This is a genomic window from Promicromonospora soli (assembly GCF_014653785.1).
GTDB classification, from domain to species: Bacteria; Actinomycetota; Actinomycetes; order Actinomycetales; family Cellulomonadaceae; genus Promicromonospora; species Promicromonospora soli.
In genome coordinates, this window is the sequence record NZ_BNAS01000011.1 from 60,360 (window position 1) to 73,836 (window position 13,477).

At 69.6% G+C, this 13,477-nt stretch carries 16 protein-coding genes and 1 other RNA gene; 15 read left to right on the forward strand and 2 right to left on the reverse strand.

Annotated features, from left to right (window positions below):
- Positions 1 to 39 precede the first annotated feature (39 nt).
- Genes IE250_RS23785 through IE250_RS23795 form a run of 3 tightly spaced genes read left to right on the forward strand, consistent with a single transcriptional unit; the run spans position 40 to position 1,024 of the window.
- Complete coding sequence (locus IE250_RS23785) at positions 40 to 204, forward strand: hypothetical protein (RefSeq protein WP_189671800.1); 165 nt, start codon at positions 40 to 42, stop codon at positions 202 to 204.
- Positions 201 to 581: a TadE/TadG family type IV pilus assembly protein gene (locus IE250_RS23790; protein WP_189671801.1), complete on the forward strand. Its 381-nt coding sequence runs from the start codon at positions 201 to 203 to the stop codon at positions 579 to 581. Before IE250_RS23785 ends, IE250_RS23790 begins: the two co-directional genes overlap by 4 nt.
- Complete coding sequence (locus tag IE250_RS23795) at positions 578 to 1,024, forward strand: pilus assembly protein (RefSeq protein ID WP_189671802.1); 447 nt, start codon at positions 578 to 580, stop codon at positions 1,022 to 1,024. The genes IE250_RS23790 and IE250_RS23795 overlap by 4 nt, the downstream gene beginning before the upstream one ends.
- A gap of 74 nt (positions 1,025 to 1,098) precedes the next feature.
- Here the strand turns inward: IE250_RS23795 and IE250_RS23800 are convergent, their stop codons facing one another.
- Positions 1,099 to 2,412: a glycoside hydrolase family 10 protein gene (locus tag IE250_RS23800; protein WP_189671803.1), complete on the reverse strand. Its 1,314-nt coding sequence runs from the start codon at positions 2,410 to 2,412 to the stop codon at positions 1,099 to 1,101.
- Positions 2,413 to 2,618: 206 nt separating this feature from the next.
- On the opposite strand from IE250_RS23800, the gene IE250_RS23805 reads away from it, so the two are divergent.
- The 11 genes from IE250_RS23805 to IE250_RS23855 all read left to right on the forward strand — a co-directional run bounded on the left by IE250_RS23805 (position 2,619) and on the right by IE250_RS23855 (position 12,570).
- A complete protein-coding gene (locus tag IE250_RS23805) occupies positions 2,619 to 3,092 on the forward strand; it encodes a hypothetical protein (protein ID WP_189671804.1) in 474 nt (157 codons plus the stop codon).
- Between the two features lie 121 nt (positions 3,093 to 3,213).
- Positions 3,214 to 4,665: a serine/threonine-protein kinase gene (locus tag IE250_RS23810; protein WP_189671805.1), complete on the forward strand. Its 1,452-nt coding sequence runs from the start codon at positions 3,214 to 3,216 to the stop codon at positions 4,663 to 4,665.
- An 80-nt stretch (positions 4,666 to 4,745) separates the two neighbouring features.
- Complete coding sequence (locus tag IE250_RS23815; protein WP_373301736.1) at positions 4,746 to 5,156, forward strand: ankyrin repeat domain-containing protein; 411 nt, start codon at positions 4,746 to 4,748, stop codon at positions 5,154 to 5,156.
- 66 nt (positions 5,157 to 5,222) lie between these two features.
- Positions 5,223 to 6,332: a peptide chain release factor 2 gene (gene prfB / locus IE250_RS23820; protein ID WP_189671806.1), complete on the forward strand. Its 1,110-nt coding sequence runs from the start codon at positions 5,223 to 5,225 to the stop codon at positions 6,330 to 6,332.
- 139 nt (positions 6,333 to 6,471) lie between these two features.
- Positions 6,472 to 7,248: a cell division ATP-binding protein FtsE gene (ftsE, locus tag IE250_RS23825; RefSeq protein WP_189671807.1), complete on the forward strand. Its 777-nt coding sequence runs from the start codon at positions 6,472 to 6,474 to the stop codon at positions 7,246 to 7,248.
- A 2-nt stretch (positions 7,249 to 7,250) separates the two neighbouring features.
- Complete coding sequence (gene ftsX, locus IE250_RS23830) at positions 7,251 to 8,162, forward strand: permease-like cell division protein FtsX (protein ID WP_189671808.1); 912 nt, start codon at positions 7,251 to 7,253, stop codon at positions 8,160 to 8,162.
- A complete protein-coding gene (locus IE250_RS23835) occupies positions 8,162 to 9,514 on the forward strand; it encodes a M23 family metallopeptidase (RefSeq protein WP_189671809.1) in 1,353 nt (450 codons plus the stop codon). The genes ftsX and IE250_RS23835 overlap by 1 nt, the downstream gene beginning before the upstream one ends.
- 90 nt (positions 9,515 to 9,604) lie before the next feature.
- The gene (smpB, locus tag IE250_RS23840; RefSeq protein WP_108491525.1) at positions 9,605 to 10,081 is read left to right on the forward strand and encodes an SsrA-binding protein SmpB; all 477 of its coding nucleotides are present in this window, start codon (positions 9,605 to 9,607) and stop codon (positions 10,079 to 10,081) included.
- Positions 10,082 to 10,198: 117 nt separating this feature from the next.
- Positions 10,199 to 10,568: a transfer-messenger RNA gene (gene ssrA, locus IE250_RS23845) on the forward strand.
- A 151-nt stretch (positions 10,569 to 10,719) separates the two neighbouring features.
- Positions 10,720 to 11,439: a phosphotransferase gene (locus IE250_RS23850; protein WP_189671810.1), complete on the forward strand. Its 720-nt coding sequence runs from the start codon at positions 10,720 to 10,722 to the stop codon at positions 11,437 to 11,439.
- Positions 11,440 to 11,598: 159 nt separating this feature from the next.
- Positions 11,599 to 12,570: a protein kinase family protein gene (locus IE250_RS23855; RefSeq protein ID WP_229872727.1), complete on the forward strand. Its 972-nt coding sequence runs from the start codon at positions 11,599 to 11,601 to the stop codon at positions 12,568 to 12,570.
- A gap of 15 nt (positions 12,571 to 12,585) precedes the next feature.
- Here the strand turns inward: IE250_RS23855 and IE250_RS23860 are convergent, their stop codons facing one another.
- Positions 12,586 to 12,990, reverse strand: a complete 405-nt coding sequence (locus tag IE250_RS23860; RefSeq protein WP_229872728.1) for a hypothetical protein — start codon at positions 12,988 to 12,990, stop codon at positions 12,586 to 12,588.
- Between the two features lie 245 nt (positions 12,991 to 13,235).
- Between IE250_RS23860 and IE250_RS23865 the strand changes: the two genes are divergently transcribed.
- On the forward strand, positions 13,236 to 13,477 hold a 242-nt coding region (locus IE250_RS23865; protein ID WP_189671822.1), incomplete at its 3' end, for a hypothetical protein.

Sequence of the window (13,477 nt, forward strand, 5' to 3'; positions counted from 1 at the left end):
ATGACTCTGCGAACGGGTCCGCTGACGAAAGGACGTGCCATGAGCAAGGATCGCGAGCTGGACCCTGAACGGGGCGACGTGCCCGGTTGGGTACTCGTCACGCTGATGACCGCCGGACTGGTGGTCGCGCTCTGGGCGGTCGCGGGCCCGCTGCTCGAGGACGCGTTCCGGCAGGCGATCAGCAGCGTCACCGGACAGGGGTGAGCTCCGGCCGGTCCGAGCACGGCTCCGCGGCCGTCGAGTTCCTCCTGGTCTCCGTGCTGGTCCTGGCGCTGCTGCTCGGCGTGGTCCAGGTGGCGCTCGCGGTGCACGTCCGATCTCTCGCCACCGACGCAGCGGCTGAGGGCGCTCGCGTCGCGGCCCGCGCCGACCGCACCCCGGCTGACGGTGTGGCCCGGACCCGGGCGCTCCTGGCCGACGCCCTGACCGGCGACTACGCCCGCGACGTCACCGCGCGCCGGGCCACGCTCGACGGCTCCGCGGTCACCGAGGTGACGGTGCGCACGCCGCTGCCCGTGGTCGGGTTGCTCGGGCCCGGCGGGACGCTGACGGTGCGGGGCCACGCGCTGGAGGAGCTGTGAGGGGCGCTGGTCCGGCGGGGGAGCGCGGCTCCGCCATGGTCGAGTTCCTCGGCGTAGCGCTGATCCTGCTGATCCCGCTCGTCTACCTCGTGGTGACGCTGGGGCGTGTCCAGGCCGGTGCGTTCGCCGCCGAGGGCGCAGCCCGGGAGGCGGTCCGCGCGATGGTCACGGCGGAGTCGTCGTCGGCGGGGGCGGCCCGCGCCGAGACCGCAGTCGGTATCGCCCTCGCGGACCAGGGCTTCGCGCGCGATGCCGGCGTGCTCAGCCTGGAGTGCTCGTCGTCCCCGTGCCTGACGCCGGGCGGCGCCGTGGGCGCCGTCGTCCGGGTCGAGGTGCCACTGCCCCTGCTGCCCGACGCCGTGCGCAGCTGGGTGCCGCTGTCCGTCCCGGTCGAGGCGGCCCGGACCGGAACGGTCGACAGATACACGCAGGCCCGGCCGTGAGGCGCACGACAGCGGCGGCCCGCATCCTCCTCGGGGAAGGTGCGGGCCGCCGCCGTTTTGGGCAGGTCAGCCCGTCAGGGGACCGAGCAGGTTGCCGTGGGTAGGTTGGTGTTGCCGTTCTTGAAGACCGTGATGCCGAAGTTGTTGCCGGCCCCGTTCGGCGTCGCCGTCAGTGTGCCGGACGTGCCGGAGACCGTGGCGTTCCAGGAGTTCTGCAGGCTCTGCGCGCCCTGCAGCTGGATCGAGACCCGCCACGTCGAGCTGCCGGAGACCGCGAGCGAGACGTTGAACCGGTCGGCCCATTCGGTCGACCTGGTGACGGCGACCGTGCAGCCGCCGGGCTGCGGGTTGGTGGAGCCGGCGTTCAGCGCGTTGAGCGTGGCGGTGTAGGCGGGCTTCTTGTTGCCGTTGCCGTCGAACAGCAGCGGGGTGCCGCTGGCACGCCACGAGTCGGTGTCGCGGACACCCCACACGGAGATTCCCGTGCAGCGGGAGACGGCGAGACAGGCCTGGACCACCCTGCGATAGTTGTCGGCCTGCGCGGTGCCGGAGCCCTCGATGTCGAGCTCGGTGATCTGGACGTCGACGCCCAGCGCCGCGAAGCTCGACAGCGTGGTCTGGTAGTTGCCCGGCACGGGGCTCTGCGAGTTGAAGTGGGACTGGAAGCCCACGCAGTCGATGGGCACGCCGCGGGCCTTGAAGTCGCGGACCAGGTTGTACACGGCCTGCGTCTTCGCGTGCGTCCAGTCGTCCGTGTTGTAGTCGTTGTAGCAGAGCTTGGCGTTCGGGTCGGCGGCCCGGGCGGCGCGGAACGCCGCCTCGATCCAGTCGTTGCCGGTGCGCTGCAGGTTCGAGTCGCGCCGGGCGCCGGAGGATCCGTCCTGGAACGCCTCGTTCACCACGTCCCAGGAGTGGATCTGGCCGCGGTAGTGGGTAGCGACCTGGGTGACGTGGTTGAGCATCGCGGACCGCAGGGCGGAGCCGCTCATGTTCTGCATCCAGCCCGGCTGCTGCGAATGCCAGGCCAGGGTGTGCCCACGGACCTGCTTGCCGTTGCTACGTGCCCAGTTCACGATCTGGTCGCCTGCCCCGTAGCTGAACTGGTTCTGGTTCGGCTCGGTCGCGTCGATCTTCATCTCGTTCTCGGCGGTGATCATGTTGAACTCGCGGTTCGCGATGGTCGTGTAGGCCGAGTCGCTCAGCCTGAACCCCGCGATGGCGGTGCCGAAGTAACGGCCTGACTCCGCGGCGGCGGCCTGCAGCGTGCTGCCGGCGGCCTGTGCAGAGGTGGCTGCCACACCGGTGGTGAGGACTACAGCGGTCAGCGTGGCGAGCGAGATGGCTCGCAACCTGCGCCGGGGGCGCGATGGGTTGGGTGATCGGGTCATCGGTGATCCCTTCGTGCTGGACGTGCCGTCGTTGGCCCGTCGGGCGTGGAAAAGGATTTCGATTTCTCACCCCCGGTGTCAAGTCCTCTCGCTAAACGTTTTCTAACCTCGGACGGTCGGGGGCCCGGTGCTGTGAGCAGGGATGTCAGGGCCGGCTTTCAAACCTCCGCCGCGCCGGGACCGTGCGGCCCGGACACAATGAGCGGATGAGCCCTGCCGACCACAGCGGACGCGACCACAGCGGACGCGACCCGGAGAGCGGCCGGATCATGCTGCTGACCGCCGCGTTCGTCGCGTTCGCGCTGATGCTGGTCGCGGTGGTCGCCTCCGCGAGCGCTGTCCACCTGGACCGCAAGGCGCTCTACGACGTCGCGGACCTCGCGGCGGCCGACGCCGCGGACGCGATGTCCCCGGACGCTTTCTACACGGGCGTCGGCGCACCCGCCGACGGCGCTTCCCTCACCCTGTCCGACACCGGGGTGCGTGCCGCCGTCGAGCAGTACCTGGCCGAGCATCCGCCGGGGCTGCCCGTGGCGGTGGCCGAGGCGTCGTCGCCGGATGGCCGCTCGGCCCGGGTGACCCTGGCGGGCGTGTCCCGGCCGCCGCTGCTGCGCTGGTTCACTGACTCGTTCGGCGGCGGGATCACCGTCTCGGCGTCGTCGACGGCACGAGCGTGGTGAGCTCGCGGACGCGGAGCCATTCACCTTGTATGTGAGTTTCGAAGGTCGGGGCTCGTTATAGTCGGCCCGGAGTTTGTGCTGGTCATCAGCAATCTCGTCGACCACATCGAGGGAGCAGGCTGTGCTGTCCGACATCGCGGCAGGTGTGCCGCAGCCGCAGATCAAGCCGCTGGTCGCCGGGGATCCGCAGAAGCTGGGTGGGTACGAGGTCCGGGGCAGGATCGGGAGCGGCGGCATGGGCGCCGTCTATCTCGGTGCGACGCCCAACGGACGGGCGCTGGCCATCAAGGTGATCCACCCGGAGCGGGTGGGCGAGCACGAGTTCCGGGCCCGCTTCCGGCGTGAGGTCGCCGCCGCGACGCGGGTGCGCAGCAAGCAGACGGCCGCGGTGATCGACTACGACGTCGAGGCGCCGACGCCGTGGCTGGCCACCGAGTACGTGCCCGGACCGACCCTGGCCCAGGTCGTTGCCGAGGTGGGCGTGCTGCCGGAGCCAGCGGTGCGGGAGCTGGTGGTGGGCGTGGCCCGGGCTCTGGACGCGATCCATGCCGAGGGCCTGATTCACCGTGATGTGAAGCCGGCCAACATCCTGATCGGCCCGGCCGGGCCGATCCTGCTCGACCTGGGGATCGTTGCCGACCCGGAGGGGACGTCGCTGACGACGACGGGCCTGCAGGTGGGCACCCCGCAGTACATGTCGCCGGAACAAGCGCTGGGCGAGCAGGTCTCCGCCGCGACCGACGTATGGTCCCTGGGTGCGGTGGCGTACGTTGCGGCAACGGGCCGGCCGCCGTTCGGGACGGGGGCCTCCGCCGCGGTCGGCATGCGGGTGGTCAACGAGCAGCCGCAGCTGGAGGCGCTCCCGGCAGGCCTGCGCGGGCTCGTCGGGGCGTGCTTGGCCAAGGATCCCGCAGCCCGGCCGACGACGCCGGCCCTGCTGGCCGCCGCGATCCAGCCGGCAGGTGGCGTGGACCTGCCGATGACCCGCTTGCCCCAGCCCACTTACTCGGACCTGCCCGCCGCCGCGACCGAGCTGCGCGCCGTGGATGTCGCGCAGCCGATGCCCACGACGATGCCGGACCACGAAGACGACCCAGTCCGGCCGCCCGGCAGGAAGCGTGTGGGGCTCCTCGCCGGGCTCGTCGCGGCCGGGCTCGTGCTCGTCGTCGGCGGCGTCACGGCGGCCGCCGCGTGGTGGCCCGACGACACGCCGGCGGCGGCCCGCCCGTCGGCGTCGAAGTCCGCGGCAGCACCGTCGTCGTCCGCCGAAACGGCACAGCCGGCTACGGCGAACGCACCGGCGTGTGAGATCACCTTCGAGCGGAAGGAGGCGGTCGAACGATGGTCCGGATACTGCCACGTGAACCAGGACCCGGACGCCAGCTATCAGTGGTGCTGGTACGACCTCACGGCGCAGCGGGTCATCGGCAAGTCCGAGTGCTCCAAGCGGGAGATGAGCTACATCTACAGCTACCGGCGGGAGCACGACCTCCGGGTCAAGGTCGTCGCGACGCGGGACGGTTACCACCCGAGCGAGTACGTGACGACCACCCAGGTCCCGAAGTGGTGGTGACCATGAGCAGCCGCCCTGCGGGGCGAGAGAGAATTTCGCCCCCGAGCGACGACCCGGGCCGCCGCGTTAGGTTGGGCGGCATGAGCGACCCGGAAAAGAACCAGCCGGACATGAGCGACCCGGAGGGCGGCGCGCGCCTCGAGCCGCAGCAGCTCTTCGACCTCGCCCGACAGGGTGCGGACGTGCTGCTGGACCTGGTGGACGCCGGGTTGCCGGTGGATCTGACCGACGAGGCGGGCAACTCCCTGCTGATGCTGGCGGCCTATCACGGGCATGCGGAGCTCACGGCCGGTCTCGCGGAGCGCGGCGCGGACGTGAACCGGCTGAACAGCAAGAACCAGGCGCCGCTCGCGGGGGCGATCTTCAAGAACGAGTCAGACGTGATCCGGGTGCTGATGGAGCACGGTGCCGACGTCGACGCCGGCACCCCGAGCGCTCGCGCGACGGCCAAGATGTTCGGCCGCGAGCTGCCGGAGCCCGGGGCTCGCTGAGCTCCTCGAGCCGGCGTCGGACTTACCGGCGTCGGGCACCGGCTTGCGCGGGTAACCTTGAACATCGTGGCAACCAACGACTTTCCCGCAGAGATCAAGGCGCTCCGCGCCACCCTCGACTCCATCGAGGCCGTGAGCGACCCCACCGCCCTGCAGGCGAAGATCGCCGAGCTGTCCGAGCAGGCGTCGGCGCCCAACCTGTGGGACGACCCGGACGAAGGCCAGCGGGTGTCCTCCGCGCTGTCGGCGGCCCAGTCCGAGCTCGACCGGGTCGAGAAGCTCCGCGCGCGCATCGACGACGTCGAGACGCTCGTCGAGCTCGGCGTGGAGATGGACGACGCCGACTCGCTCACCGAGGCCGAGGAGGAGGTCGCCAAGATCCGCAAGGATCTCGCGGCCCTCGAGGTGCGCACCCTGCTGAACGGCGAGTACGACTCGCGCGAGGCCGTCGTGACGATCCGCGCGGGCGCGGGCGGCGTGGACGCCGCGGACTTCGCCGAGATGCTGATGCGCATGTACCTGCGCTGGGCGGAGCGCCACGGCTACCCCACCAAGGTCGGCGACACCTCCTATGCGGAGGAGGCGGGCCTGAAGTCGGCGACGTTCGAGGTCAACGTGCCGTACGCGTTCGGGAACCTGTCGGTCGAGGCGGGCACGCACCGCCTGGTGCGCATCTCGCCGTTCGACAACCAGGGCCGCCGGCAGACGTCGTTCGCGGCGGTCGAGGTGATCCCGCTCATCGAGCAGACGGACCACATCGACATCCCGGAGTCCGAGCTCAAGATCGATGTCTACCGCTCCTCGGGACCCGGCGGGCAGTCCGTGAACACCACGGACTCCGCGGTGCGCATGACGCACATCCCCACCGGCGTCGTCGTCGCGATGCAGAACGAGAAGTCGCAGATCCAGAACCGTGCGGCCGCCTACCGCGTGCTGCAGTCGCGCCTGCTGCTGCTGCGCAAGGCGGAGGAGGCCGCGAAGAAGAAGGAGATGGCCGGCGACATCAAGGCCAGCTGGGGCGACCAGATGCGCTCCTACGTGCTGCAGCCGTACCAGATGGTCAAGGACCTGCGCACGGAGCACGAGTCGGGCAACCCCCAGGCCGTGTTCGACGGCGCGATCGACGACTTCATCGAGGCCGGCATCCGCTGGCGCCGGGGCGGTTCGGCGAGCTGACGCCGTCGGCGGCGGCCGGGTGAAATGCCGGTTGCTGGGAGAAATGGCCGATATCACGCGCCGCTGATGCGTGACCGGGTGCGGTTTGTCGGCGTGTCCGCCGGACACGCCACCCACCGCCGCACCTAGTGTCGGGCTCGTGATCAGGTTCGAGAACGTGTCGAAGGTCTACGCGCGCGGCGCGCGGCCTGCCCTCGACCAGGTCTCCGTGGACGTCGAACGTGGCGAGTTCGTGTTCCTCGTGGGGGCCTCGGGCTCGGGCAAGTCCACCTTCCTGTCGCTGGTGCTGCGCGAGCAGCGGCCCACGCGCGGGCGGGTCTACGTAGCGGGGCGGGACGTCGCGAACCTCTCCGGGTGGCGCGTGCCCACGCTGCGCCGTCAGCTCGGCGTGGTGTTCCAGGACTTCCGCCTGCTGCAGAACAAGACGGTCCACGAGAACGTGGCCTTCGCCCTGCAGGTGATCGGCAAGCCGCGCCACGTCATCCGGGACACCGTGCCCGAGGTGCTGGACATGGTGGGCCTGGCCGGCAAGGGCAAACGCATGCCCACCGAGCTGTCGGGCGGCGAGCAGCAGCGCGCCGCCATCGCGCGCGCCATCGTGAACCGCCCGCAGATCCTCCTGGCCGACGAGCCGACCGGCAACCTCGACCCCACCACCTCGCTGGGCATCATGCGCCTGCTGGACCGCATCAACCGCACCGGCACCACCGTGGTCATGGCCACGCACGACGACGAGATAGTGAACGAGATGCGGCGTCGCGTAGTCGAGCTGTCCGACGGCGTAGTCGTCCGGGACGAGGCGCGCGGCGGCTACGGGGAGCGCGAGGCGATCCTGCCTCATGTCGGCGCGTCGCCCGTGCTCGATGCTCCGGGCAGCGGTACGCGCGCGCCCGTCCAGATCGTGCGGGAGGTCTGACCGTGCGCTTCCAGTTCGTGCTGGGTGAGGTCTTCTCCGGCCTGCGCCGGAACACCACCATGGTCGTGGCCGTGGTGCTCGTGACGTTCGTGTCGCTGACGTTCGTGGGTGCGGCCGCCCTGCTGCAGGCGCAGATCGGCAAGCTCAAGGACGACTGGTACGACCTCGTCGAGGTGTCGGTGTTCCTCTGCCCCGAGGGCTCGGTGGCGCCGACGTGTGCCACCGGCGAGGCGACCGACGACCAGGTCGAAGCCGTGCGGAAGATCATCGATACGGAGCTCTCCACCGAGGTGAGCAAGGTCTACTTCGAGTCGAAGGAGCGGGCGTTCGAGGCCTTCAGCGAGCGCTATCCGGACGGCTACCAGGGCACGCAGCTCACCGCCGACGACATGCAGGCCTCCCTGCGCCTCAAGCTGACCGACGCCGAGCAGTTCGCAGTCGTGAGCGACGTGCTGTCCGGGCGCGACGGCGTGGAGATCGTCGAGGACCAGCGGGCAGTCTTCGAGCCACTGTTCCGCACGCTCAACGTCGCCACCCTGCTCGCGGCCGGGCTGGCCGGCGTCATGCTCCTGGCCGCGGTCCTGCTGATCACCACCACGATCCGGCTGAGCGCCGTCTCGCGGCGCAAGGAGACCGAGATCATGCGCCTGGTGGGCGCGTCCAACCTGTTCATCCAGCTGCCGTTCCTGCTGGAGGGCGCGCTGGCGGCCGTGCTGGGCTCGTTGCTCGCCGGTGGTGGGCTGTGGCTCGCCGTGCGGTTCATGGTCAGCGACTGGCTCGAACGGTCGGTCGACTGGGTGGCCTACGTGTCGGAGGTCGACGTGCTCCGCGTCGCGCCGCTGCTCGTGATCATGGCCGTCGCCCTGGCCGCCCTCTCGTCCTTCTTCACTCTGAACCGGTACACGAGGATCTGATGGCTACTCCCCGAAACCCCATGTCCAGGGTCCGCGGCCGCGGCTCCCTCGCGACGGCGCTCGCGATCGTGCTCCTGGTGGGCGGCGGGACCGCCGTCTCCGCCGACGACCTCGACGACCGGCGCGCCGCCGCCGAGCGCCAGCAGGAGGCCAAGGAGAAGGAGCGGGAGAGCCTCGAGGCCGAGCTGGAGCACACGGACACCCGGCTCGCCGACGCCGTGCTCGAGCTGAACCGGGTCGAGGGCCGGCTGCCCGTGGCCGAGGCCGAGCTCGCAGTCGCCGAGGCCGAGCTGGAGCGCGCAGAGCGGGAGGCAGCCATCCTCGCTCAGCGGCTGGCCGACGCGCAGATGGAGGAGGCGCAGGTCACCCAGCAGCTCCAGGACGGCTCCGGCAAGGTCGAGGGCGCCCGCGACGACATCGCGCAGATGGCCCGCGAGGAGTTCCGCGGCTCCGGCGACGCGTCGACGCTCGGCCTCGTGACCGGCGCGCAGAGCACCGAGGAGTTCATCGACGGGTACTCGGTCTCGTCGTCGGCCGCCCGGATCCGGGCGCGCACGCTCGCCGAGCTGCAGGACGCCGAGGCGACCGCCCGCAACCTGCAGGCGCGGCTGTCCGCGATCCGCCAGGTGGTGACCGAGCTCAAGCGCCTGGCGGACGAGAACGTGCGGTCCAAGGAGCAGGCCAAGCAGGCAGCGGCCGAGCGCAAGGCTGAGATCGAGGAGCTGATCGCCGAGCAGGAGCGGCTCAAGGCGCGCATCGAGCAGCGCAAGAACGTCGCGCTGCGGAACATGCGTGACAACGAGCAGGAGCTGAGCTCGATCGAGTCCGACCTCAAGGGGATCATCCGCGAGCAGAAGGAGCGGGACGAGCGCCTGGCCCGGCAGCGGGCGGAGGAAGAGGCGTCGTCGGGTGGCGGGTCCTCCTCCGGCGGCGGCAGCGGTGCCGGGAGCCTGTCCTTCCTCAGCTACCCGACGGCGAGCCCCGTCATCACCTCCTCGTACGGCATGCGGTTCCACCCGGTGCTGCAGTACTCCCGCCTGCACGCGGGCACCGACTTCCGGGCGTACTGCGGCACACCGATCCTGGCCGCCGCGGACGGCATCGTGCTGTACGCGCGCTATCTCGAGGGACTGGGCAACCAGGTGCTGATCAACCACGGCTACTCGTCGGGCGGCAGCAGCGTGATGACGAGCTCGAACCACCTCACGTCGTTCGCCGTCTCGCAGGGGCAGCGGGTCTCGCGCGGGCAGGTCATCGGCTACTCGGGCACCACCGGTACCTCGACGGCCTGCCACCTGCACTTCGAGCTGTACGTCAACGGCTCGGTGGTGGACCCGATGACCTGGCTGTAAATGCCTGGGCCACGCAGGTATGGCGCGTAAACTGGGACGTCGCGCTGCCCGCACGGGGTACGCCGCACCAGCAGTCCCCGGAGGGAGACCATGGCCAAGAAGGACGATCCGCGCAAGATCGTGGCGAACAACAAGAAGGCCCGTCATGACTACGTGATCGAGGACGTCTTCGAGGCCGGGCTCGTGCTCTCGGGCACAGAGGTCAAGGCGCTGCGGATGGGGCGGGCGTCCCTCACGGACGGCTACGCCAACATCGACCGCGGCGAGGCCTGGCTCGAGAACGTGCACATCCCCGCGTACTTCCAGGGCACGTGGAACAATCACGCGCCGCGGCGCCGGCGCAAGCTACTGCTGCACCGCGAGGAGATCGCGCGGCTGGAGTCGAAGTCGCGGGAGAAGGGGCACACCCTCATCCCGCTGTCGCTGTACTTCCTGGACGGACGCGCCAAGGTCGAGATCGCGCTCGCGCGCGGCAAGAAGGAGTACGACAAGCGTCAGACCCTGCGCGAGCAGCAGGACATGCGCGAGGCGCAGCGGGCGATGCGCCAGAAGGAGATGCTCAGCTGACCCCGCTGACCCCGCCGACTGTTACCGGAATAACGTTCCCGTGCAGGGGGTTCATCGCCTAGACTGGAGACGTTCCGCACGGGTGTAGCTCGGGCGGGGCACGTTGAAAACAACATAGGGGCTGATCGGTTTCGACGGTGGTCGTGCTTCGAGGAGAAGCGGGCCGAGGATGCAGGCTTATCTCGTAAACGATGCCTGTAAACCAATAGTTGCCGATAACTCGCGCAACGAGTTCGAACTCGCCGCCTGAGCGACTTCCAACTCCGTCGGCCTGGGAACCTGCTTCCGTCCCAGTAGCCGGCGTCATCTAGGAAGCCACTGCTCGTAGCTCTCGTCATCGGGGCTACGGGAACACTCAGATGACTGGGCCTGTCCGTGAACGTGTCTGCGCGAGCACGGGGGCCGAGAAAATCCATAGCAGACTGCGCCCGGAGAAGTCCTCGAAAACCGATACCGGACCCGGGTTCGATTCCCGGCAGCTCCACTTGCTCAGCCCTATGTAGAAGGCCTCGCCGGATTTTCCGGCGAGGCCTTCGTCGTGCCCAGGCGCTGTCCCAGGCCACACCTGGCGCCGAACGCAAGGGCCTAGGTCCAGTCCGGCGAACGTCTCTAGCCTGGAGCCGGTAATGTCCGGTCTGATGAGAGATGTCGTCGAGATCCTGGCCGAGGCGGGCATGCCCACCGCTGTGGCCGAGCCGCTGGACGGCGGGTTCTCCAACGAGACCTACCGTGTGACGGGGGGCCAGGTCGATGCCGTCCTGCGCCTCAACGGTCAGCAGAACGACGTCCTGGGTCTGAGCCGAGCGGGCGAGGCCGCGGCGATCCGCGCCGCGGCCGGACGAGGCGTCGCCCCGCAGGTGCTCGCCGCGGGCGAGGACTACCTGCTGACCGCGCTGGTTCCCGGCGCACTGGTCACGCCCGAGCAGTCCCACGAGCCGCGGTACATCCGCGAGCTGGCCCGGGTTCTCACCGAGGTGCACGCGCTCGACGGCATGGACCGGCGGTGCGAGCCGTTCTGGCTCGTGCGCACCTACCTGGACGGCGCGCGCCGTCTCGGTGTGTCGATGCCCGACGGTCTGGACGGCGTGCTGCGGGAGGTCGACGCCATCGAGGCCCGCGCTGCCGCACGAGGCGACCGCAACGCCTACTGCCACAACGACTTCTACCGCTTCAACATCATCGCCGACTACGGGCGGCTGACCGTCCTGGACTGGGAGCTTTCCGGGGCCGGAAACTTGTACTTCGACCTGGCGACCCGCGCGCCCGGGCGCCACGCACGTCAACCACTCGCTCGACTACACGCAGTCGGCCATGTGGTTCCTCGGACGCCTCCTGGCAGGCCACGTCACGGCGCGTGACGCCTAGGGCGTGTCCGGTTCCCCGGTCGCAGCGGGCCCGTCCACCAGCTGGAGGCAGCGTTGAAGAGCCCTGACATGTCCCGCGGTCCTCGTCTGGCCGCCCACGGAGCCGTTTCCACATCTCTGTCGCTGTGCAGCGATCGCAGACTGCGCGAGCTCGTGGACGCCGCCACACCGTTCGGTTCCGGCATCGGCGGGAAGACGGTCCTGCTGGAGGTCGAAGGAACCTCGGTCTTCGTCAAGCAGGTGCGCCTTACCGATCTGGAGCGACGGCCGGAGAACGTTCGCTCCACAGCGAATCTGTTCGGACTACCGAACTTCTGCCACTACGGCGTCGGCACCATCGGCGGCCCAGGGTTCGGAGCCTGGCGGGAGCTGGCCGTGCACACCATGACGACGAACTGGGTGATCGCGGGGGACTACGAGGGATTCCCCTTGATGTACCACTGGCGCGTGCTACCTGACTTTGGCCAGCCACTTCCCGAGGAGCTGGCCGATGTGGAACGAGCTGTCACCTACTGGGGAGGCGGATCGGGAGTACGCCGCAGGATCGAGTCTCTGCAGCAGTCCTCGGCGAGCCTCATGCTGTTCCTGGAGTACATCCCGCAGAACCTGCACGACTGGCTGGGCGTCCAGATCAGGGCCGGCGACGAGGTCGCCGAGCGGGCCTGCGCCATGGTGGACAACGAGCTGAGAGCCGGCATCTCGTTCATGAACGCCCGCGGGCTGTTGCACTTCGACTCCCACTTCGAGAACATCCTGACCGACGGCAGGCGGCTCTTCTTCGCCGACTACGGTCTCTCGATCTCCTCCCGCTTCGAGCTCACGCAGGGCGAGGCCGACTTCTTCGACGAACACCGCGGCTACGACCGGTGGTACGCCGCCACGCACCTGGTGAACTGGCTGGCCGTCGCTCTGTACGGGTATGGACCAGAAGAACGCAAGGCGTTTGTGCGCTCCTGCGCCCAGGGGGTGTCGCCGGGGGGAATTCCAGCGGCGGTCGCGGCAGTTCTGGTACGCGACGCGCCGGTCGCCGCAGTGGTGGGGGACTTCTATCGCCGATTCCAGCGGGAGAGCCGCGCGGCGCCCTACCCGCTTGAGGCTATCCGCCGGATCGGGCAGCAGGACTAGCGCTCCAGTCGTAGCTCAAGCCTGGACGAGTCGTTCGGCGTGCTCGGCCTCGTCTTCCCGGACGGGGCTGGGCCGCGCGCTGTGGACCTGCCAACGCGTCGTGACCCCGTCTGGGCCGTTGAGGCCGGTCCGAGCCAAGGCTCCTTCGATCCGGCCGCGGACATCCGCCTCAGCCGCGGGATCGGTAGCGAAGAGCACCCGTAGCCGGATCTTCGCGCCGAAGCGCTCCGCGGCGGTGTGATGTGGCGCCAGCGGGCATGGCGGGTCGTGCTCCCAGTGCCCGCACAGCGCAACCGTGATGGCTGCGCCGAGTGCTCGGATATCGCCGTCCGCCTCCATGGCGACGACGGCCTCGTGGGCGAATGCCTGGCGCATCGGCTCAGTATTCACCGGTGCGTGCCGCTGGTCGATGGTGCTCATGGTTCGTGGGCTCGTCGTCGGTCGTGGTTGGCCCGAGATCGAGCTACCTGATGTCGCGGAGCGCCGACTGCACAGCGACCGTATCGGCGCCGTACTTGTCGTCGGCGTAGCGCTGAATGCTGCCATCGTCGTAGACGACCGTCACCCAGACATACGATGATCGGCGTCTCGGGCGCAGGTTCTGCTGTGGGCAGATGGCACCGCTTCCACGAGCGGATCGAACGCATGTCCGATAACTTGGTGTCATGACGCGATCAAGTGACCAGCAGCCTCGAACGGTAGACGGCCAAGTCCCGTCGGTGCCGTTTGGCGGTGCGGTCACCCATGCGGCAGACGTCCGGGCGGTGCGCGAGCGCCTGGCAGGCATGATCTTGCCGGGCGGCACGGACACGGGCGGCCCTGGGTCGAGGCAGGTGCTGGCCGAGTGGGTGGACCTGCTGGGTGAGCTCGAGGCGGTGAAGAACACGGTGACGGCGACCCAGGCGCG